We start from the raw sequence: 21,512 nt of genomic DNA on the forward strand, positions 1-21,512 counted from the left end.
GTGTTTGACGGGGGCGGCCAGCCGGCTGGGTTCAACAGTCCCGATCCGTCAGGCGAAGCCCAGCATGCCGGCGCCGGCGAGCGTGACCAGTGCCGGCGCCAGCTTCTGCAGGCGTGTATTGCGTCCTGCCAGCCAGCCGATGGCCATCAGGCCCAGGCTCATGCAGAGTGCGCCGGCCGCTGCGGCGAAGCCGGCTGTTTCCTGCCCGTGCGCATGGCCGTGCACCAGGCTGAATACGCCTGCGAGGACCAGGCCAAGGACTGCGGGCAGCCGCGTGGCGCCAAGGCCCATCAGTCCCGCCACCAGCACGCTCGCCGCCAGCAGCGGCTCCACCGCGGGCAGCGCCAGGGGCGCGAACGCGCCCACCGCCAAGGCGGCGCAGACCGTGGCCAGCGCCTTGCGGGGGATGGCGGCGGCGCAGCTCCACAGGCCCAGCCCAAGCATGGCCAGCCAGTGGTCCAGCCCGAGCAGAGGGTGGGCGAGGCCGGCGGCAAAGCCCCCGTCGGCATGACCTGGGTGGGCCCAGGCGCTCCCGGCGGACATCAGGATGATCAGGATGCTCAGGTTGCTCAAGCGCTTCATGCTGCGTGCTCCTCTTTGGCGGCGTCCAGCAGACCCTGTTCGCGGATGAAGGCGACAACCTCGTCCACGCCGGCGCCGGTGCGCAAATTAGTAAAGACAAAGGGCCGATCGCCGCGCTGGCGGCGCGCGTCGGCGGCCATGATGTCGAGATTGGCGCCCACGTGCGGGGCAAGGTCGGTCTTGTTGATGATCAGCAGGTCCGAACGCGTGATGCCCGGCCCGCCCTTGCGCGGAATCTTTTCTCCGCCGGCCACGTCGATGACGTACAGGGTGAGATCCGACAGTTCAGGGCTGAAGGTGGCCGCCAGGTTGTCCCCGCCCGACTCCACCAGGATGAGTTCAAGGCCCGGGAAGTCCGCCTGCAGCCGGGCGATGGCTTCGAGGTTGATCGAAGCATCCTCGCGGATGGCCGTGTGCGGGCAGCCCCCGGTCTCGACCCCCATCAGGCGCTCCGGAGGCAGTGCCCCGGCGCGCAGCAGGATCTCCATGTCTTCACGGGTGTAGATATCGTTGGTGATGACGGCCATGTCGTGCTGGTCGCGCATCGCCCTGCAGAGCTGCTCGCACAGCGCCGTCTTGCCCGATCCGACCGGGCCGCCGATTCCCACGCGCAGGGGATTCGATTGCATGCTTGTTCCTTTCATGATCACGACCGGTACAGCCGGCCGCTCTGGACTTCGTGGTACATGGACAGCCGGGCCAATCCCGGCGCCCAGCTCGATAATTCGTCGTCAGGCAGCGAGCGCGCCTGCGCGGCCGCCCGCTCGATGGCCGGCCGCAGCCCCAGCAGCAGGCGTTGCCCGGCCACCTGGCCGAGCGGGATCGATTTCACGCACACCAGCACCTGGTTCTCGGCCCACGAGAACAGCATCGCCAGCAAGGCTTCCTCATGCGGCACCCCCAGCGCATGCACCGCTCGGGCCAGCGCGGCGGGCAGGCAGGTGTCGCGCATCGCCCCTGGCGGAACCAGGTTCAGCTCCATGAGCAGCCGGGTCAGCGAATAGCCCATCTGCACCGTTTCCGCGCGCAGCTCGGCGCTTTCGCGCGAGGCGAGGTAACGTGCGTTCCACTGCCAGAATGCGGCGCTGTTATCGGCGCCGCAGGCGGCCAGCAGGCGCCAGAACACGGCGCCGTCCCATGGCGCCAGCACATCGCCCAGCTGGCGCACCAAATAGCGCGCCGCGCTGTCCGGGCAGCGCACGCTGCCGCGTTCGATGGCCGTTTCCAGGCCTTGCGAATAGCTGTACGCGCCGATCGGCAGCGATGGGCTGGCCAGTTGCAGCAGGTGCAGCAGGGCCGTTCCGTTCACGCACGCTCCACGTCGCCGGGGCGGTGGATTTTCTGGCGCAGCGGAACAGGAGCGAGCAGGTGGCGCCCGTCGTGGCCATGCCCGTGGCCATGCCCATGGCCGTGGCCACCGCCGTAGGCGCCGGGTTCCGGATGAAACGCCGCATGTTCTTCCGTTACCGTGGCGCCCAGGCCGGCCAGCATATCGCGCAGCACCGGATCGGCGCGGATGCGCAGGTGGCCGGCGCCGATCTGCACCTGGCCATGACGGTTGCCGAGGTGGAAGGCGCAGCGCACCAGTGCTTGCGGATCGTCTGCGCTGACGCGGTAGGTGGCTTCCATCGCCGCGCGTACGCGCACCACCGCGCCTTCCGGCCCGGTCAGCAGGTCGCCGTCGCGCAGTACCGAGCCGCGCGGCAGGAACAGCGCCGCCGTGGCGCCCGACGCGAGCGCGATACGCAAGCGGCAGCGCTCGCGCTGGTCGTAGGCCAGCACTGCCTCATCGTTGACATGAGCGGTGACATGGTCGGCCCGCTCGAGGCGGGTATGCAGGGTCAGCATCGGATATTCCATAAAAATACGCCTCAAAACAGAAAGTAGCGCTGCGCCAGCGGCAGCTCGGTGGCCGGTTCGCAGGTGAGGAGCTGGCCGTCGGCGCGTACCTCGTAGGTTTCCGGGTCCACCTGCATGACGGGGGTGGCGCCGTTGTGGATCATGTCGGCCTTGGCCAGGCCGCGCGTGCCGCGGATCGGCAACACCGTCTTCGTCAACTGCAGGCGCTGCGCGATGCCATCGTCGAACGCCGCTTGCGAGACAAAGGTCACCGACTTTTTCAGCCCGCCGCCGAATGCCCCGAACATGGGCCGGTAGTGCACCGGCTGCGGCGTCGGAATGGATGCATTCGGGTCGCCCATCTGCGCCATCGCTATCATGCCGGCCTTCAGGATCATCGAGGGCTTGGCCCCGAAGAACGCCGGCTTCCACAGCACCAGGTCGGCCAGCTTGCCGACCTCGATCGAGCCCACTACATGCGCTACCCCGTGGGTGATGGCCGGATTGATCGTGTATTTCGCGATGTAGCGCCGGACGCGGAAGTTGTCGTGGGTGGCCACCGGTGCGTCCGGCGCGCTGGGGTCTGTAAGGTGGCCGCGTTGTACCTTCATTTTGTGCGCGCTCTGCCAGGTGCGCAGGATGACTTCGCCGACGCGGCCCATTGCCTGGGAATCGGAGGACATCATCGAGATCGCGCCCAGGTCATGCAGGATATCTTCGGCGGCGATGGTCTCGCGACGGATGCGCGACTCGGCAAATGCCACATCCTCCGCGATGGACGCGTCGAGGTGATGGCAGACCATCAGCATGTCCAGGTGCTCGTCGAGCGTGTTTACCGTGTACGGGCGGGTCGGGTTGGTCGACGAGGGCAGCACGTTGGCCTCGCCGACCGCCGCGATGATGTCCGGTGCATGCCCGCCGCCCGCGCCTTCGGTGTGGAAGGTGTGGATCGTGCGGCCCTTGAACGCGCCCAGCGTGCTTTGCAGGAAGCCGGCCTCGTTGAGCGTATCGGAGTGCAGCGCAACCTGCACGTCGAAGCGTTCGGCAACGGCCAGGCAGTTGTCGATGGCTTGCGGCGTGCTGCCCCAGTCCTCGTGCAGCTTCAGGCCCACCGCCCCGGCCCTGATCTGTTCCTCAAGGGGCCCCGGCAGGCTGACGTTGCCCTTTCCCATGAAACCCAGATTCATCGGAAAGGCGTCGGCCGCCATCAGCATGGAATGGATGTGCCAGGGACCGGGCGTGCAGGTGGTCGCCGCCGTGCCCACCGCCGGCCCCGTGCCGCCGCCGATCATGGTCGTGACGCCACTCGTGAGCGCTTCTTCGATCTGCTGCGGGCAGATGAAGTGGATGTGGGTGTCGACGCCCCCCGCGGTGACGATATTGCCTTCTCCGGCGATGATTTCCGTCGCCGCGCCGATGGTCATGGTCACGCCGGGCTGGATGTCGGGATTGCCGGCCTTGCCGATCGCTGCGATGCGCCCGTCCTTCAGCCCGATATCGGCCTTGACGATGCCCCAGTGGTCGACGATGACGGCATTCGTGATGACGGTGTCCATGACGTCCGCGTGCAGCCGTTGCGACTGGCCCATACCGTCGCGAATGACCTTGCCGCCGCCGAATTTGACTTCCTCACCGTAGTGGGCTGCGGCGTAGTCATGTTCGATTTCGATGAACAGTTCGGTATCGGCCAGGCGGATGCGGTCGCCCACGGTGGGGCCGTACATCTCGGCGTAGGCCTGGCGCTTGATGGTCGCCATCTCAGTTCCCCTCCAAGGGCGGCAACGCGCCCATCACGTGACCATTGAAGCCGTAGACTTCGCGCGCGCCGGCCAATGCGATGAGCTCGACCGTGCGGTGCTGGCCGGGCTCGAAGCGCACTGCCGTGCCAGCCGCAATGTTCAGCCGCATGCCGAGCGCGGCGGCGCGGTCGAAGCGCAGCGCCGGGTTGACCTCGGCGAAATGGAAATGCGAGCCGACCTGCACCGGGCGGTCGCCGCTGTTGGCCACGCGCAGCGTCAGGGCAGGGCGGCCGGCGTTGAGGACAATGTCGTCCTCACGCAGGATGTATTGACCAGGGATCATGGGCTGGACCTCAAACGATCGGGTGGTGGACGGTGACGAGCTTGGTTCCGTCGGGGAACGTAGCTTCGACCTGGATGTCGGGAATCATCTCCGGCACGCCCTCCATCACGTCTCTGCGTGCGAGGATCTGCGTTCCTTCGTACATCAGGTCGGCGACGCTGCGGCCGTCGCGCGCCCCTTCCATGATGGCCGCCGAGATCAGCGCCACCGACTCCGGATAATTGAGCTTCAGTCCGCGCGCGCGGCGCCGCTCCGCCAGCAGGGCGGCGGTGAAGATCAACAGCTTGTCTTTTTCTCTTGGTGTCAGGTCCATGTGGGTACGGTGCAAGGGTGAGGTCAGGTGGCCCAGATGCGGGGATCGAGCCCAGGGCGGCCAATCAGGTGCGGACGCAGCAGCTGCCACGCGAGCGTCATCACACGGCGCGCACGTTCGCTGTCGCTGCACAGCAGGCGCGCAATGAAAACGGATTTGAGCTGGCTGGCCCCGAGCGCAGGGTCGAGCGCGCGGACCTGCGCCTGCAGAGCGGCGGGGAGCGCCGGCCCAACTGCCGTCAGGGTGGCGCAGACGGTCGCGCCGTCGAGCCCGAACGGACCCTCCAGTGCTTCCGAGCCGGCCTGCAAGCGTGCCTGTTCGTACCACAGCAGATGGCTGCCGCACCAGATCTCCGAGTGCAGGCGCAGCTGGCCGCGCTCGAAGCGCTCGCCGCTGGCCTGCCGGCCGAAGCACAGCACGTCGCAGCCGATATAGCGCGCGCCGGCCCCAAGCTGCACGATATGGCGCTGCGCCGCCCGGGCGCCGTTGAAGTAGATCGTCTCTTGCGGCATCCATTCAAGCGCCGCGCCATCGCCGGCCGACAGCTGTACCGACTGCGTCGCTTCGCCGTCGCCATCGTTACAGCGATACCACTTGGCCGCGCCCGGAGAAGTCAGGAAAGCGTGCGCCGCCGGGCCGACCCTGGTGTCGATCTGGAGCCGGTCGCCGGCGCGGATCCCCCCAGGAGGGTGCACCACGATCGCGTGAACGGTCTGGACGCCTTCCGGATAAAGCGGCTTCTGCACGCGAAGGGGACCCTGATGCCGGTTGCGAGCCAGGACGCTGGCGCCGTCTTTGAAGGCAATCTCCAGTTCCAGGCTGGCCAGCCAGCCGGTAGTGGAGTCGCTATGGTGGGTCTGTTCATCTCGCATGAGACGGTATGTAGCACTTTCCGTGCCACTGCCGGTATCAGGTGCGTCTCATCGTAGTGCAAGGTCCTGGCGCCAAGGGCGAACCGTGCACTTGGTCTGGGCAAAATGCCGTGGGAGTGCATCGCGCGAGCTAATCTGGTGCGAACTGTTGCCGGCCATGCACTATTTTCATGCGTCACCGCTTCCTGAGGGTTTTCGAACAGGTTGTCTTGCACCCACGCGAATTGTCAATTTCACCGAAAGTTTGATGTCTTCAACATGCGCTGGTAAGCAGGTGGACGGCAACTAACATCAGGGAGCGGCAACACTATCTGCATCGGCGTGTTTCTTCGCTGAGGCCTGGCCCAGGAGAAGGTCATCCTCAATCGGCACATTTTCTCCGGTCAGGACCCGGTGAATAATCGCGCCTGGAATATTGCACATTTTCAGGAACTCAACCGCTCCGCGCGTGCCGAGGCGTGCCTGGATAGCCATCCCACGTTGAACAATATGCGCGGTGTCCTGTTGCCTGGTGACCGAATGGTCAATGGGGGAAGTGCGACGGTCGACTATCGGAGTATGCATGTGAATTTCCTTATGGATCCGGCAGGCTGTAGCGAGAAGCGGCAGCGCCAACGATGGCACACGTCGTCGTAGGACGCCCGAATGGAAGGAGAGTAGTGTTGAGCAGCTGCGATCATGGAGAAAAAAAGGTCCGTTGACCGAGGTCAACGGATAAACATAGCGACAGTTCAGGAGGCCATGCGGAGACAGAATCACAAGTATGGCGCGCAACGATTACATTGTGATGACACCAGTCCCGGGCGCGTGTTACTTGCGTGAAAATATCCTGATGGAAGCGTCATCGCGCCCAGGCACTCGCGGTGGCGCCGTCATGGCAAAGCGCTGGCTCGAGCAAGTGAGCATCGAATCCGGACCGGCAGCGGCCTGATGTCGCTTACCTGGCCGTAACCGGTTAGATCAATGAATTTTGGAGTTGTGGCGCCATGTGCCATGTGCAGCAATCGAGCGACCTCGTCGCGCCAACATCGTCTGTTCAACGTCTGGCTGGTCGCGATGCACTAGGACAAGATGATGATCACGGGATCGAGCGCGGGGAGGGCGGCGCCGAGTACGTGCAGGCGTGGTCGGTAATGGTGATACAAAGTCGCCAATCGCCGCACATTTTGCGGAACTGCCTCTGCATTGCGGAACTACTGCCATTGCACCGTCATCAGCGAAACCCGCATGTGTACTGGTGCCGTAACCGGGATCGAATACGGCTGAGCTTCTCATAGGGAGAACCGGGCGTTTTTTGGAGATATTGAACAAAAAGTACGGCCAAATCTACCGCCAGGCGAGCTGGTGTCATCGGTTCGGTTCCGGGCACGCGAACGCGGCGGACCGTCATCCCTGTCCTGTGCGGCCTGAAATGATGCGCTGAACGCTCGCCGACGTGATTCTGCTGGTCCGGGAACCCAGCTTTACCAGCTCCAGGTCTCCTTTCGCTATCATACGGTAGACCGTCGCGTGGGAGATGTCCAGCAGGTGCATCACCATCGAGATGCGGTAGCGCAGCGGTGTGCGCCGGGTATCGGCTCCACTCGGGGTAGTTGTGTCATTTCGCTTCATGGTTCTTGGCCCTCAGGTGATGGCAACGCGTGGTTGCACAGTCGGTATATTCACCTGAAGGTCGAGTGACTTCCAGCATCTAACACTGGGTTTTTCAGCCGCTTTGATTGTCTGGCTCTGGCCAGAGCCGCCGTGCATCGCGTTAAGCGCCAGGCCATTACCATGTATTCGATCAGTCCGTGTCACCGACGGACCGCCAAGTGCGGTGGACCTAGGCGGCAGTGGCGGATGCCTAGCTGACATTCTCGTGGTGATCCGCGACGCCGCGTTTCCAGTAAGCGGAGACACGCGTTGCCTCCTTCGCCAGGCACTTTTCCTGTATCAGCACTTCGCGCAAGCGCCGCATGGCGCCTGCCTCTCCGGCTGCCCAAGCGAACCCGTCGCCCGGCGGCAGCGGCAGGGCACGCATGGCCGCCAGCAGTGCAGCCTCGTCGTCCACCCAATGGACCTCGACATGAGCGTCGGTAGCGGGCAGGAACCTGTCTCCTGCATCGACAGCCGCCACCACGATCGCCGATGCGTTTGCCGGCAGCTCGGCAATGCGGCGCCGGATTGCGGGCAAGGCCGAGACGTCGCCCGCTAGCAGGTGCCAGTCCAGATCCAGCGGGATGATCATCGAGCCGCGTGGGCCGCCAATGATGGCGCGCTGGCCCGGCTGCGCCTCGCGTGCCCAGGTCGACGCGGCACCGCTGCCGTGCAGCGCGAATTCGATCGTCAATTCCCCTGATTGCGAGTCGAAGCGGCGCGGCGTATAGTCGCGCCGCACCTGCTCACCATCGGGGCCGTGAAACATGAATTTCACATGGTCGTCGAAGGACAGGGACAGGAACCCGGCAAGCGACTCGCCGCGGAAAGTGATCACCGCGAAGTGTTCGCCATGCGGAGCAACCTTGGCCACCACCACGTCGCGCAAGCGCAGCTCATGACGGACTCGCTGGATGGTCCTATGGGTCGTGTGCGCCATCATGATTCCTTAAATTAGTTGATAATGTCTCCTATTATGAAAGAACAAGTTGATAAAGTCAATCAAAATCCGGCCCGGACTGCACAAGACGTTTTCGAGGTTCTGCATTCGATCATGCACCTCCATCGTTCGCGCCAGTTCCGCGCACCACTCATGGGCGAGGGCGAACTGACGCATATGGAGGGCAAGGTCCTCGGTTTTTTCGCGCGTCATCCGGATGCAACGCTGAGCGACCTCGTGGCGCACTCGGGGCGCGACAAAGCGCAGGTGACGCGTCTGATTCGCGCCCTGCGCGAGCGCGGACTGCTGGACGCGCAAGCAGACGCGCTTGACCGGCGCAGCACGCGCCTGCGTCTGAGCGCAGCCGGCGAAGCACTCCAGGCGCAGCTTCACGCTGAGGGCGCGATTGCGGCGGAGCAGGCACTGGACGGGTTGGAGGACGCCGAACGCCGCCAGTTGCTTGCGTTGCTGGAGCGGGTGCGGGCCAGTCTCGACGCCCCTCAAAGCGGGCGCTGACGGCGCCGGCCCTCGTGCCCGCAGCCGGAAAGGACGATGCAGAGCACCCCCCCCGATAAGCAAATGCGATGGGTTCCGGCCCTATTTGGCAAGCCGTGGTGCCCCCGGGTTCAGCATACTGGATCGATCCAAGTCATCCACACGCTCATGAATACCGACATCGACAGTGACCAGCGGGGCATTCCATGCATGCTGCTGCGCGGAGGAACCTCCCGAGGGCCGTTTTTCCTGGAGGCCGATCTTCCCGCCGACGCCCCGGCGCGCGACCGTGTTCTGTTGGCGGCAATGGGGTCGCCGGACCCGCGCCAGATTGATGGCCTGGGAGGCGGCCATCCACTTACCAGCAAGGTCGGCATCGTCCGTCCCAGCACTACGCCGGGTGTGGACCTCGACTTCCTGTTCGGGCAGCTGCAGCCGGCTTCCGACCAGGTGGACGTCACGCCTAATTGCGGGAACATGCTCGCCGCGGTCCTGCCTTTTGCCCTGGAGCGCGGCCTGCTGCCGATCCAGGAAGGAGCGACGAGCGCACGCATCCTCACGCTCAACACCGGCATGCAATGCGATGTCACGGTGCAGACGCCCGGCGGGAAGCTGCGCTACGGCGGCGAGGCGCGCATCGACGGCGTTCCCGGGACAGCCGCGCCGGTCGCCATCAACTTCCTCGATACCGCCGGGTCGGTCTGCGCCAGCCTGCTACCGACAGGCAAAGTGCGCGACACGCTGCAAGTGGCGGAGGGGAACGGCGAGCCCCTGATCCTGGACGCGACCTGCATCGACAATGGCATGCCCATGGTGCTGCTACGGGCCTCGGACCTGCAACGCAGCGGCTACGAGGCGGTGGCCGAGATGAACGCCGACGTGCAGCTCAAGCAAACGCTGGAAGCCCTGCGCTGCGCTGCAGGCCACCTGATGGGACTTGGCGACGTCAGCGCCAGGAGCTATCCCAAGATGTGCCTGGTCGCGCCGCCGAGGGATGGCGGGACGATCGCTACCCGCTGTTTCATTCCGCATGTCTGCCACGACGCCATCGGCGTGTTGGCCGCAGTGACGGTTGCTACCGCCTGCATGCTCGAGGGGTCGATCACGGAAGGCATCGCACAGGTGGGCGGGGGCTTGGCCCAGAGCGTGTCGGTCGAACATCCCACCGGCGAATTCAGCGTCGACCTCGAACTCGATCCGGACAATCCGCAGCAGGTCGTCCGCGCGGCCCTGTTGCGCACCGCCCGACCCATCATGCGCGGCGAAGTATTGATTCCCCAAACCCTTTGATGCTACTGGAACCCACGCAATGCGCCCACCCCTGATCATCGACTGCCACGGCCATTACACGACCGCACCGAAAGCCCTGGAGAACTGGCGTAATCTGCAGATCGCGAACCTGAATACGCCCGGGCTGGGCCCGAAAGCCTCGGACCTGAAGATTTCGGACGACGAGCTGCGCGACACCATTGAGACCAACCAGCTGCGCCTGATGAAGGAACGCGGCTCGGACCTGACGATCTTTTCGCCGCGCGCCAGTTTCATGGCCCACCACATCGGAAATTTCGAGACGAGCGCCACCTGGGCCGCCATCTGCAACGAGCTGTGCGCGCGTGTGGCCGAGCTGTTCCCCGATCATTTCGTGGGTGCGGCGATGCTGCCGCAGTCGCCCGGCGTCGACCCGAAGACCTGCATCCCCGAGCTGGAGCGCTGCGTCAAGGAGTATGGCTTTGTCGGCATCAACCTGAACCCCGATCCCTCGGGCGGGCACTGGACGTCGCCGCCACTGTCGGACCGCTACTGGTACCCGGTCTACGAGAAGATGGTGGAGTACGGCATTCCGGCCATGATCCACGTGTCCACCAGCTGCAACCCCTGTTTCCACACCACGGGAGCGCACTACCTGAACGCGGACACGACGGCGTTCATGCAGTGCTTGACCAGCGACCTGTTCACGGATTTTCCGACCCTGAAGTTCCTGATCCCCCATGGCGGCGGAGCGGTGCCTTATCACTGGGGCCGCTTCCGCGGCCTGGCGCAGGAGCTCAGAAAACCGCTACTGCAGGAGCACCTGCTGAACAACATTTTCTTCGATACCTGCGTGTATCACCAGCCGGGTATCGACCTGCTGACGAAAGTGATCCCCGTGAAGAATGTACTGTTTGCTTCCGAGATGATCGGCGCCGTGCGTGGTATTGATCCGGAGACGGGCCATTACTACGATGATACCAGGCGCTACATCGAAGGCGCGGCGCTCAGCGACGATGACCGCTACCGCATCTTCGAGGGCAATGCGCGCGCCGTGTTCCCGCGCCTGGACGCGCAACTGCAACGTAAAGGACTCTGACATGTCTATCCCACTGATCAACCAACTAGGAGTGGTGCGTCGCCGCATCGAGCGCGCCGACCGCGTGGCCGTCGAACAGCTCGGCCGCTTGGGCAGCGCCACCGTCCACGAAGCGATGGGGCGCGTCGGCCTGATGAAGCCCTACCTGCGCCCGATCTACCAGGGTGCCGCAGCCTCCGGTACTGCGGTGACCGTGCTGCTGCACCCGGGCGACAACTGGATGATGCACGTGGCGGCCGAGCAGATCGAGCCGGGCGACATCGTTGTCGCCGCCATCACGGCCGAATGCACGGATGGCTATTTTGGCGACCTGCTGGCCACGAGCTTCCAGGCGCGTGGCGCCCGCGCACTGGTCATCGACGCCGGCGTGCGTGATGTAAAGGTGCTGCGCGAGATGGGTTTCCCGGTCTGGAGCAAGTGCATCAGCGCGAAAGGGACGATCAAGGCGACGCTCGGCTCGGTCAACATTCCCGTCCTGTGCGCCGGTGCCCTGGTGAATCCGGGTGACGTGATCGTCGCCGACGAGGATGGCGTCGTAGTGGTGCCGGCGGGGGACGCAGTGCGCGTGGCAGCACTGGCGCAGGGGCGCGAAGACCTGGAGGGCGCGAAGCGCGCCAAACTGGCCGCCGGCGTGCTGGGCCTGGATATGTACGACATGCGCGCGACGCTGGCACAGGCGGGCCTGATCTACATCGACTAAGCCACCGGGACCCCGGACATCCGCGGCCCGCCGAAGGCCGCCAACCAACGAATAGATGCGCAGCGATGAAAACAGTGATTCTTTTGTGCGGCCTGCTTTGCGACGAAGTGGTGTGGGAAGCCCAGGCAGCGGCCCTGCGGCGCGATTATGATGTGCGGATCATCAAATTCCTTGGCCAGGACACGCTGCAGGCGATGGCGGAGCATGTCCTCGAAGACGCGCCGGAACGGTTCGCGCTTGCGGGACACTCGATGGGAGGGCGGGTCGCACTCGAGGTGTTCCGCCGTGCGGGTTCGCGGGTCGAGCGCCTGGCCCTGCTCGATACCGGATTCGAACCCGCTGCGGTGGGGGAAGCGGACAAGCGCGCGGTACTGGTCAACCAGGCCCGGGAGGATGGCATCGACTCGATCGCGGCGGCCTGGGGTATACCGATGCTCGCCCCACGGCATCGCATGGATCCGGTCCTGGTTCAGGCAGTGTTCGACATGGTAGGACGCATGTCCGGCTCAATCTATGAGGCGCAGACCCGCGCCTTGCTGAGCCGACCGGATGCGACCGAGGTACTGAAAAACATCGATTGCCCGACGCTTATCCTTTGCGGCGAGGAGGACGGCTGGAGCCCGCCTGAGCGCCATCGCCGGATGGCGGAACTGGCGCCGCGCTCGGTCCTACGCCTGATCGAGGACTGCGGCCACATGTCCATGATGGAGCAGCCCGATGCGGTGCTCGGCGCGCTCCGGGAATGGCTGGCCCTGGCCGATTGATGCCTTTGACGTGAAAGAACCCGATGCAAATGCATGACGAACTATCGATACAGCGCGCCTGTACTGACCTCGTATCCCGCTATGCCTACCTGAACGACGAGCGCCGGTTCGAAGAACTGGCCGGCCTCTTTACGGAGGATGCGGTGCTGTACCGCCCGTCCGCACCAGGCCAGGCCATCCATGGGCGGGAGGCGATCCTGGCGGCCTTCCGCAAGCGGCCCGCCGACACGGTGACCTTTCATGTCTGCAGCGATATCCTCATCGATGTCCAGGGCAAGGATGCCGCACAGGGCAAGTCTAGGATATTGCTGCTGTCCGCCGTCCGTCCCCTGGATGGCACGGTGCCGGCAGCCGGCGCTCCGGTGCCTGGCGTCTTCATCGACCGTTTTGCACTGACGGAAGAAGGGTGGAGATTTGCGGAGCGGCGTGGTTCCTTCTGGATAGGGAGCGCGACGTGATCGCCGGCGTGGTCCCGTGCTTCAGGAGGGGCTGGCGATCGACGCGTGGGGCAGCCAGTCTTCCATCACGATCTCGCCGACCCAGTCGTCGTTCTGCATCCTGGTCTTCAGGTAGTCGAGCAGTGCCGTGATGCGCATTACCCCGAGACGGCGCCGGGGGACGAAGGCCCTGAACCAGTTCTGTTGCGGTGGATAGTCCCCAAGGACTTCGACCAGCGCGCCCGTGGCCAGTGCGTTACGCGCCACGTAGCGTGGAATCAGGGTAACCCCCATGCCGGCTACCGCCGCCCGCAGCAGTGTCAGGTTGTCGTCGGCGACCAGGCGCGGTGCGACGTCAATGTGAACGGTGCCGCGCGGACTGTGGAATTGCCAGCCCATGCCGTTTGCCCGGAACACCATGCAGTCGTGACCGGCCAGCTCGGCCGGATGCGACGGGGTGCCCTTGCGGCCCAGGTAGGCAGGTGCGGCGCAGGCGACGACCTGCGTCGGGCACAAGGGAATATCGGCCACGCCCTCGTAACTGGCGCTGCGTCCGTTAATCGCGATATCGAAACCGCGGTCCGCAGGATTCACCGCTTCATCCTGCAGCGTGACCTGCATGGTGATCTTGTCGTGCAGGACGAGGAAGTCCGCCAGGATCTGGCCGAGGTAAATCATGGTCAGGGTGTTCGGCGCCAGCACATGAATATGCCCCACCAGTTTCGATTCATCGCGCTCGACGCTCGCCAGCAGGTCGTCGAAGCTGGCCACCAGTTCGCCAGCCCGTGCATAGAGCTTTTCTCCCGCCTCCGTGAGCAACATGCTGCGGGTGGTTCGTTCGAACAGCCGGGTGCCCAGCGCCTTTTCGAGCTGGGCGATCCGTTTAGCCACGACCGAAGGCACTACGCCCAGATGACGTGCGGCTTCGCTGAAACCCTGGTACCTGGCCACCAGGACGAAGGTTTTCATGTTCGAGAATGCGTCCATCATTTGTTCCTGATCGTGATAAGTGATACTCCTTTTTTGCACAAGTTTATCACTTCATTCATCAATAAAATAGTAGCCGCACCCCCACTCATTACCCGGAAAGCATCATGGCAAAAATCATTGGCGGTATCGGAACGTCCCATGTCCCTACCATTGGCCTCGCCTACGACAAGAAGCGGCAGAACGACCCGGCGTGGGCGCCGCTGTTCGAAGGCTATGAGCCGGTGGCGAAATGGCTGGAAGAGAAGAAGCCGGACGTACTGGTCTTCTTCTACAACGACCATGCGAACAGCTTTTTCTTCGACTGCTATCCAACTTTCGCCATCGGCGTGTCGCCGGAATTCGACATGGCCGACGAGGGCGCTGGCCGCCGCCCGCTGCCCAACATCAGGGGGCACGCCAAGCTTGCGGAGCATGTGGCCAATCGCCTGGTGAACGAAGAATTCGACATGGCAGTGTTCCAGGACCGGCCACTCGACCATGGCTGCAATTCGCCGCTGGCATTGATGTGGCCGCACGAGCCAGCCTGGCCAGGCGCCATCCTGCCGATCGCCATCAACGTGCTCCAGCACCCGTTACCGACGGCTGCGCGCTGCTACAAGCTGGGGCAGGCGGTGCGGCGCGCCATCGAATCCTTCCCGGAAGACCTGAAGGTGGTCGTGGTCGGCACTGGCGGGCTGTCGCACCAGATCCACGGTGAACGTACCGGCTTCAACGATACCGAGTGGGATGAGCAGTTTCTGGAGCTGTTCGTCGAGCAGCCGGAATACCTCACTGGACTGACGCATGCGGACCTGATCCGTCGTGGCGGTGCCGAGAGCGCTGAAGTCATCATGTGGATGGCCATGCGCGGCGCCATGGACGGCAAGATCCGATGCCTGCACCAGAACCATTATCTGGCCACCACGACCAACATGGCGGTGGCGGTGTATGAACAGGACGCCGGCCAGCCGCAGGAGCCTCCCCTGGCGCACTCGAATACCCAGTTGCTGGGTGTGGAAGATATCCCCGGCACGTATGCGTTCGACATCGAACACAGCGTCAAGGCGCTCAAGCTGAACCGCTTCTTCTGGCGCCACAGGGAGCCGGCCTTTCGTGAACTGGTGGCGCGTGACCTGGAGGCGGCGTTCGGCGAATCCGACCTCACCGAGCATGAAAAGGCGCTGGTGCGAGGCAGGGACTGGCTCGGCCTGATCCAGTATGGCGTGTCCTTTTTTGTGCTCGAAAAATTCGCCCGCGTGCAGAAGATGTCGAACCTGCAGGTCTATGCGAGCATGCGCGGCGAAAGTCTCGAGGACTTCCTCAGTACGAGGAAAGTGCCGGAGTCGGCTTGAGCGGGCCGGGCAGGGCTGAACGGCCGGGGTTCGAAGCGGGACCGGCCCGCCGCGCAGTCCAAGACCATATATCGTCCTTGCAGACAGGCGTATCAGGGTACAGGCACGCGCCGCCGCCCGCGAAGCCGGCTTTTTCCTGCCTGGTCAATTTTCGCCACCTGCAGGCGCTAATTGCCGTCGCCGACAATTGCAGCGTGACGCGGGCATCCGAACAGTTGTGCAGGGCGCAGTCCGCGGTGACCCGGTCGATCCATGCCCTTGAAGAGGCCCTGAATGTGGAACTGTTCGAGCGCAAGGCGTCGGGCATGTTGTGCAATGCATTCGGTTCGGCCGTGCTGTACCGAGCCACGCGCGCGTTCAGCGAGTTCGAGGCCGGCGTCAGCGAAATCTCGGGCAAGACCCGCGAGTCGAGCCGGATCTCGAACGTTCACTTTCCCAGCAGCCTGTTTCATGAGTCCCGGCTCGAAGCCTTTGTCAAGCTGGCCGAGAGCGGCCATATGCCCACCGTGGCGAAGGAACTCGGTGTCACCCAGCCGGCGGTGAGCCGGGCGCTCAACGACCTGGAAAGCAAGCTCGGACTGGACCTGTTCACGCGCACCTCGAAAGGCATGTTGCTCACTGTGAGCGGCGAACGCTTGTTCTTTCGGGTGAAGCGCGCACTGCTCGAATTGCGGCAGGTTGAAGCCGACCTGGCCGCCCTGCAAGGTACGACCAGGGGGCGGGTCGTCATCGGCGCGCTTCCGCTTGGCCGGACCTCGATACTCCCGCTGGCAATGACGAACGTGCTGCGAAAGCATCCGCAGTTGCAGATCGCCACCGTCGAGGGGCCATACGAATCGCTTGCAGCCAGGTTGCGCGCAGGTGATATCGATTTCATTTTCGGCGCCTTGCGTCCGGCCGACCATGCACGCGATTTTACGAGCGAGCCCCTGCTCAGCGACAGCATGGCGATCGTGGTCAGGGCCGGGCATCCGCTGGCGCAGGTGCAGGGGCTCGCCCTGAAGGATCTGGCGGCGCTGAGCTGGGTCCTGCCGAACGGCTCTACGCCGGCACGCAAGCAACTGGACCTGGCGTTCAAGCTGGAGGGCTTGCCGCCGCCGCTAGCGGCGGTTGAAACGAGCGACCTGGCCATCCTGCGCGGCGTGATCAGCAATACCGATCAGGTCACCGCGATCTCGGCCACGCAGCTCGAGTACGAGATTGACGCCGGCATGCTGACCGTCCTTGATATTGCCTTGCCAAATACCACGAGGGTGATCGGGATTACGCAGCGTGCCGACAGCAGCGCGTCGCCCGGCGCCAGCACCTTGATCGCCGAAATCCGCGGCATCGTCGGGCGAAGCGCGCCTTCGCATGATTGCGACGCCCTGGCCGGAAGGCGGGACTGACCGTACTTGACCCCGGTGGGGCGGAGCTATTGGTTGGCCGGATACCACCAATCGGAAGGTCGGATTGGTGGGGCGCACAAACTGCCGGTACATTAGGAAATCGCCAATGTCGAGCCAGGGCCATACGCTGCGCACGACAGTATGCAAGGGCGCCTGAACATGCGAACAAACATCAAGGAGACAGTTATGGGTAGCACATCGGAAAACTGGGGCGGCCGGGCCACCCTGATGGTCGCGCATTGCGCAGGGATGGTTGACCTGGTCGCGTTACCGGTCTGGGTCGGAGTGCTGATCAGCGGCTACGGGCTCGATCCCCAGCAGGCCGGTGGATTGGCTACCCTGTTCCTGATTGGCGCCGTCTCCGCGAGCGCATTTGTTGCCCCCCGCTCGAACCGCATGCCTGCGCGCGCCGTCGTGACCGCTGGCTTTGCCGTCGCCGCCGCCGCATTCGGCGGGGTCGGGCTGGTGAACGATTACGCGATCATGGCCCTGTTGCACCTGACCGCCGGCCTGGCAGCGGGAACTGCCTTGAGCCTGACCCATGCCGCCGTCGGCCGCAGCGGCAATCCGCACCGCCTGTTCGCCACCGTCGGCTTCGCACTAGGCGTGTTCGCCGTGCTGTTCATGGTCGGCGTTCCGAAAATCGTGACCAGCGTGGGCGCGCCCGCGCTGTTCTGGACCTTCGCCAGTGTCATGGCCTTTGCTGCTTGCGTGGCCGCGATCGGATTCCCCGATACCCGCTTGCCCACAGGTCGCACACATGGCACAAACGGAAAATTGCCTCGCGCTGTATGGTTGGCTGCCGCGGGCATCAGCTGCATGGCGCTCACACAGGCGATGATGTTCGCGTTTCTCGAGCGCATCGGCGCGGACCGCGGCTATGGAACGGCGGCGGTAGCCGGAGTGCTGATCGCGCTCGGTTTCGTCAACCTCATTCCGGCGCCGCTTGCCGCATTTCTCCAGCGGCGCCTCAACCCGCGCACGGTGCTTCTCTGCGGGCCGCTCCTGCAGGCGGTCCTGGCCCTTCTCATGACGCAAAGCCAGTCTTTCGTCCCTTATGCGGCCGGTGCGATGTTCTTCGCCGCCGTGATGATCTTCACGCATACCTTCGCCTTCGGACTACTGGCTGCGCTCGATCCCAGCGGCCGCGCGGTGGGCGCTACGCCAGCAATGGTGATGATCGGGGCGGCGGTGGGGCCGATCCTCGGCGGGACCATCGTCAAGCTGTCGGGTTATTCCAGCCTGGGCTTTGCCGCGGTGCTCATCGCCGCCTGCGCGGTGGCCTGTTTCCTGCCGCGGCGGTCCGACAATGTGGTGCCGGCGCGTTCCTGACTGGTTCCGGTCGAACGCATCCGGGCCGGGCTCCTTGTCGATGTATCGATGTTTCCGTTAGTTCGAATCGGAAGAAACGATTTTTAAGGCGCATCGTTCGTCGATATGATCATTGCAAGAAAAGTGCTCGTACAGAGCCGATAACGATCCAGGAGACCTCACCATGAAACCATCCCAGCCAAGTACCGGCTGAGCGCAACCAGCACTCGATCACGACAATCCTGGCTGCCCCCCATGGGCCGGCAGTGGCCGCGCCACGTCCGTATGCGGCGTTGACGCGCAACGCAATCTATCGAAACAACGCAGCGGTCCACAAGCTGCGCGGGAATAACCAGACTGGAGACTCCATGCCACACTTAGCAAGCCGTCACGCCTGTTCGACCCCTGGAAAAGCAAATCACGCAGTACTGTTGCTGGCGCTGGCATTCGGCGCACTGCTGACCCTGCAGGACGCCGGCGCTTCCGAAATCGACACCGGGAATCCTGACCTGAAGCTGCGCTGGGATAACACGATCAAGTACAGCGCCGCATTTCGCCTGAAGGACCAGAGCCCCGTGCTGGTGAGCGGGCCGAATGCCACGAACGGGGATGACGGTGACCGCAACTTCGGCAAGGGCCTGATCTCGAATCGCTTCGACCTGCTGTCGGAAATCGACCTGACCTACAAGAACGTCGGCGCCCGCGTCAGTGGCGCCGCGTGGTACGACTCGGTCTACAACCGCGATACCGACAACGATTCGCCGTTCACCTACAACGCCCTGTCGGTGCCGCACACGAAATTCACTGAAGCGACCCGCAAGCTGCACGGCCGCAAGGCGGAGCTGCTCGAAGCCTTTGTGTTCGCCAACGGGGAAATCGGCGGAATGCCGGTTTCGGTGCGGGCAGGGCGCCATGCCCTGGTCTACGGTGAAACGCTGTTCTACGGCATGAACGGGATCGCGGCGGCCCAGCAGCCGATCGACGTGGTCAAGGGGCAATCGGTTCCGAACACCCAGTTCAAGGAATTGATCCGGCCGGTCGGGCAGGTGTCGGGGCAGATCCAGCTTGCCTCGAATCTCACGCTCGGCGGCTATTACCAGTACCAGTGGGAAGAAAACCGGCTGCCGGGTTCCGGCAGTTACTTCAGCACCGGCGATAACATCGGACCCGGCAACGAAAGTCTGATCATTGCTGCGCCGCCCGCCCCGCGCAGCCGCTACCGCGGCGACCTCGATGCCAGGGACTCGGGGCAGGGCGGCATCCAGCTGAAGTGGTCGCCCGAGGGCAGCGATATCGATCTGGGCTTCTACGCCGCCCGCTATCACAGCAAGTCGCCGGACATCGTGCTGTCCCTGGCCCGGACCCCGACCGGACCATTTCCCGCCACGTACCGGTACTTCTACCATGAAGGCATCCGGACCTTCGGGCTCAGCGCCACCCGGACGATTGGCCAGTTCAATGTGTCCGCCGAAGCGTCGGTGCGCCATAACACGCCGCTCAGCCACGCCGGATCGGCCGACCTGTACGGCATCGTGCCCCCGGCATTCGGCGGCCCGGCCGCGCCGGCCGACAACCGCCGCAACACGGTCTATCCTGTGGGCCGGACCGCCCACCTGAATGTCTCGACCCTGGCCGCGCTGGCGCCCAACGTCATTTCGTCCGAATCGATGCTGCTGGCCGAATTTGCCTGGAACCGCGTTACCAGCGTCACCTCGCATGCCGATCACCTCGATCCCAACGCGACGCGTGACGCATGGGGAATGCGGCTGGTCTACACCCCGACCTACCGCCAGGCGAGGCCGGGCCTGGACGTCGATGTTCCGGTGGGCCTCGGCTACACGCCAAAGGGCACTTCAGGCGTATTCGGCTCGGTGTTCGGGCCTGACAAGGGCGGCGACATCAGCGTTGGCATCAACGCTCGCTACGAAGACGCCTGGCATTTCAGTCTCAGCTTTACCCACTACTACGGCGCCGCCGCGCCGACGGCGGTCCCTGACCACGGGGCCGCCGTCTACACCTACAAGCAGGCGCTGAAGGACCGCGACTTCGCCTCGGTGTCGCTGCGCCGTACATTCTGATCAACAGGGAGACACGATATGAACTTCAAGCGAGCAATTGTGACGGCAGGCTTCGGCGGCCTCATGGGCATCCAGGGCATGGCCGGCGCCGCAGTCAGTGCCGACGAAGCCGCACAACTCGGCAAAACGCTGACACCGCTGGGCGCGGAGAAGGCCGGCAACAAGGATGGCAGCATCCCGGCCTGGGACGGTGGACTGACAAGGCCACCGGCCGGTTTCAAAGCCGGTGGTCGGCGCGACCAGGACCCGTACGCGGGCGAAAAGCCGCTGTATTCGATCACCGCGAAGAACATGGACCAGTATGCTGACAAGCTGAGCGACGGGGCCAAGGCCATGCTCAAGAAGCATGCGAGCTACCGGATCGACGTCTACCCGACGCACCGGACGGCGGCGGCTCCCCAATGGGTGTACGAGAACACACTGAAAAACGCCGGCACGGCCAAGCTGAACGACAAGCAGGTTCCGGTGGGGGCCCATGGCGGCATTCCGTTCCCGATTCCGAAGAACGGCGCCGAGGCGATGTGGAACCACCTGCTGTCGTGGCGCGGCGAGAACTGGCAGTTCAACAACCGTGCCTACCTGGTCACCTCCGAAGGAAAGCCGGTGATGACGGTCGATGGCATTGCCGCCCAAAGCATGCCTTACTTCTACAAGGATGCGACGGCGGGATCGGCCAATGGCAATTACTGGAATATACGCCTGGTCAACGCTGGGCCGCCCATCCGGGCCGGAGAAGCCATCCTGGGACGCCAGAACCTGGATCCGGACCGCGATGTCGGCTATGTCTACCTGGCCGGGCAGCGCCGCACCCGCAAGCTGCCCAATGCCTGCTGCGACACCCCGACCCCGGCTACCGCCGGCGTGATGAGCTTCGACGAGATCAGCGTCTTCGCCGGGCGCCTGGACCGTTTTGACTGGAAGCTGGTCGGCAAAAAGGAGATGCTGATCCCCTACAACAGCAACCGTTCGCTGGCGGGCAAGGACATGGACCTGATTAACGGCAGGCACCTCAACCCCGACATGGTGCGCTGGGAGCTGCACCGCGTGTGGGTGGTGGAAGCAAACGTCAAGCCGGGAGTGCGCCACGTTGCGCCGAAAGGCCGGTACTACCTCGATGAGGATACCTGGGTAGCCGTCCTTGGCGACCGCTGGGATGCCAAGGGACAGCTGTGGAAGACCATGTGGCAGCTGCCGGTGACGATGCCGGACCTGCCGGCGACCACCGGTATCACCTTCGGCTTCTATGACCTGCTGTCGAATACCTGGTTCGCCAACCTGGTGCTGAATGAAAAGCCCGAGCAGTACAAGATCATGCCGCGCTACTCGGACGCAACGTTCTCGCCGGATTCACTCAATAGCGGCGTGCGCTGATCCGGACTGGTCGATTGGCGCCGGCGAGGGGTAGAAC

General features: G+C 64.2%; 22 protein-coding genes. 11 read left to right on the forward strand and 11 right to left on the reverse strand.

All coding sequences use genetic code 11. From position 1 onward, the window contains the following. Positions 1–48 precede the first annotated feature (48 nt). The 10 genes from ACFPN5_RS12105 to ACFPN5_RS12155 all read right to left on the reverse strand — a co-directional run bounded on the left by ACFPN5_RS12105 (position 49) and on the right by ACFPN5_RS12155 (position 8,203). Positions 49–582 carry a HupE/UreJ family protein gene (locus ACFPN5_RS12105; RefSeq protein ID WP_379783522.1) on the reverse strand — a complete coding sequence of 178 codons (534 nt, stop codon included), beginning with the start codon at positions 580–582 and terminating at the stop codon, positions 49–51. Next, positions 579–1,211 carry an urease accessory protein UreG gene (gene ureG, locus ACFPN5_RS12110; RefSeq protein WP_379783524.1) on the reverse strand — a complete coding sequence of 211 codons (633 nt, stop codon included), beginning with the start codon at positions 1,209–1,211 and terminating at the stop codon, positions 579–581. The genes ACFPN5_RS12105 and ureG overlap by 4 nt, the downstream gene beginning before the upstream one ends. A gap of 17 nt (positions 1,212–1,228) precedes the next feature. Continuing rightward, complete coding sequence (locus ACFPN5_RS12115; RefSeq protein ID WP_379783526.1) at positions 1,229–1,891, reverse strand: urease accessory protein UreF; 663 nt, start codon at positions 1,889–1,891, stop codon at positions 1,229–1,231. Then, positions 1,888–2,430 (reverse strand): urease accessory protein UreE, encoded by a 543-nt coding sequence (ureE, locus tag ACFPN5_RS12120; protein WP_379783902.1) that lies wholly within the window; start codon positions 2,428–2,430, stop codon positions 1,888–1,890. The genes ACFPN5_RS12115 and ureE overlap by 4 nt, the downstream gene beginning before the upstream one ends. A 23-nt stretch (positions 2,431–2,453) precedes the next feature. Continuing rightward, positions 2,454–4,178 (reverse strand): urease subunit alpha, encoded by a 1,725-nt coding sequence (gene ureC, locus ACFPN5_RS12125; RefSeq protein WP_379783528.1) that lies wholly within the window; start codon positions 4,176–4,178, stop codon positions 2,454–2,456. Position 4,179: 1 nt separating this feature from the next. After that, complete coding sequence (locus ACFPN5_RS12130; protein ID WP_379783530.1) at positions 4,180–4,503, reverse strand: urease subunit beta; 324 nt, start codon at positions 4,501–4,503, stop codon at positions 4,180–4,182. A 10-nt stretch (positions 4,504–4,513) separates the two neighbouring features. Further along, a complete protein-coding gene (locus ACFPN5_RS12135) occupies positions 4,514–4,816 on the reverse strand; it encodes an urease subunit gamma (protein ID WP_379783532.1) in 303 nt (100 codons plus the stop codon). Positions 4,817–4,839: 23 nt separating this feature from the next. Then, complete coding sequence (locus ACFPN5_RS12140) at positions 4,840–5,688, reverse strand: urease accessory protein UreD (RefSeq protein ID WP_379783534.1); 849 nt, start codon at positions 5,686–5,688, stop codon at positions 4,840–4,842. Positions 5,689–5,979: 291 nt separating this feature from the next. After that, a complete protein-coding gene (locus ACFPN5_RS12145; RefSeq protein WP_379783536.1) occupies positions 5,980–6,252 on the reverse strand; it encodes a hypothetical protein in 273 nt (90 codons plus the stop codon). Positions 6,253–7,531: 1,279 nt separating this feature from the next. Further along, positions 7,532–8,203, reverse strand: a complete 672-nt coding sequence (locus ACFPN5_RS12155) for a siderophore-interacting protein (RefSeq protein ID WP_379783904.1) — start codon at positions 8,201–8,203, stop codon at positions 7,532–7,534. Between the two features lie 96 nt (positions 8,204–8,299). Here ACFPN5_RS12155 and ACFPN5_RS12160 point away from each other — a divergent pair, with 96 nt between their 5' ends. The 6 genes from ACFPN5_RS12160 to ACFPN5_RS12185 all read left to right on the forward strand — a co-directional run bounded on the left by ACFPN5_RS12160 (position 8,300) and on the right by ACFPN5_RS12185 (position 13,027). Continuing rightward, positions 8,300–8,779: a MarR family winged helix-turn-helix transcriptional regulator gene (locus tag ACFPN5_RS12160; RefSeq protein ID WP_379783540.1), complete on the forward strand. Its 480-nt coding sequence runs from the start codon at positions 8,300–8,302 to the stop codon at positions 8,777–8,779. Positions 8,780–8,926: 147 nt separating this feature from the next. After that, complete coding sequence (locus ACFPN5_RS12165) at positions 8,927–10,048, forward strand: 4-oxalomesaconate tautomerase (protein ID WP_379783542.1); 1,122 nt, start codon at positions 8,927–8,929, stop codon at positions 10,046–10,048. 31 nt (positions 10,049–10,079) lie between these two features. Further along, a complete protein-coding gene (locus tag ACFPN5_RS12170) occupies positions 10,080–11,105 on the forward strand; it encodes an amidohydrolase family protein (RefSeq protein ID WP_379783906.1) in 1,026 nt (341 codons plus the stop codon). Positions 11,106–11,121: 16 nt separating this feature from the next. After that, positions 11,122–11,805: a 4-carboxy-4-hydroxy-2-oxoadipate aldolase/oxaloacetate decarboxylase gene (gene ligK / locus ACFPN5_RS12175; protein WP_379783908.1), complete on the forward strand. Its 684-nt coding sequence runs from the start codon at positions 11,122–11,124 to the stop codon at positions 11,803–11,805. Positions 11,806–11,870: 65 nt separating this feature from the next. Then, positions 11,871–12,569, forward strand: a complete 699-nt coding sequence (locus ACFPN5_RS12180) for an alpha/beta fold hydrolase (protein WP_379783544.1) — start codon at positions 11,871–11,873, stop codon at positions 12,567–12,569. A gap of 29 nt (positions 12,570–12,598) precedes the next feature. After that, entirely contained in the window at positions 12,599–13,027 is a 429-nt protein-coding gene (locus tag ACFPN5_RS12185) for a nuclear transport factor 2 family protein (RefSeq protein ID WP_379783546.1), read from the forward strand. A 21-nt stretch (positions 13,028–13,048) separates the two neighbouring features. Here ACFPN5_RS12185 and ACFPN5_RS12190 read toward each other — a convergent pair whose 3' ends face one another. Next, positions 13,049–13,996, reverse strand: a complete 948-nt coding sequence (locus tag ACFPN5_RS12190; protein WP_379783548.1) for a LysR family transcriptional regulator — start codon at positions 13,994–13,996, stop codon at positions 13,049–13,051. A 104-nt stretch (positions 13,997–14,100) separates the two neighbouring features. Here ACFPN5_RS12190 and ACFPN5_RS12195 point away from each other — a divergent pair, with 104 nt between their 5' ends. The 5 genes from ACFPN5_RS12195 to ACFPN5_RS12215 all read left to right on the forward strand — a co-directional run bounded on the left by ACFPN5_RS12195 (position 14,101) and on the right by ACFPN5_RS12215 (position 21,475). Then, a complete protein-coding gene (locus ACFPN5_RS12195) occupies positions 14,101–15,327 on the forward strand; it encodes a gallate dioxygenase (protein ID WP_379783550.1) in 1,227 nt (408 codons plus the stop codon). Then, a complete protein-coding gene (locus ACFPN5_RS12200) occupies positions 15,324–16,715 on the forward strand; it encodes a LysR family transcriptional regulator (RefSeq protein ID WP_379783552.1) in 1,392 nt (463 codons plus the stop codon). Before ACFPN5_RS12195 ends, ACFPN5_RS12200 begins: the two co-directional genes overlap by 4 nt. 186 nt (positions 16,716–16,901) lie before the next feature. Further along, complete coding sequence (locus ACFPN5_RS12205; RefSeq protein WP_379783554.1) at positions 16,902–18,047, forward strand: MFS transporter; 1,146 nt, start codon at positions 16,902–16,904, stop codon at positions 18,045–18,047. Between the two features lie 347 nt (positions 18,048–18,394). Beyond that, positions 18,395–20,104 (forward strand): DUF1302 domain-containing protein, encoded by a 1,710-nt coding sequence (locus ACFPN5_RS12210; protein ID WP_379783556.1) that lies wholly within the window; start codon positions 18,395–18,397, stop codon positions 20,102–20,104. An 18-nt stretch (positions 20,105–20,122) separates the two neighbouring features. Then, a complete protein-coding gene (locus ACFPN5_RS12215) occupies positions 20,123–21,475 on the forward strand; it encodes a DUF1329 domain-containing protein (protein ID WP_379783558.1) in 1,353 nt (450 codons plus the stop codon). The last annotated feature ends 37 nt before the right edge of the window (positions 21,476–21,512 follow it).

Source organism: Massilia niabensis (assembly GCF_042655085.1).
GTDB classification, from domain to species: domain Bacteria; phylum Pseudomonadota; class Gammaproteobacteria; order Burkholderiales; family Burkholderiaceae_D; genus Telluria; species Telluria niabensis.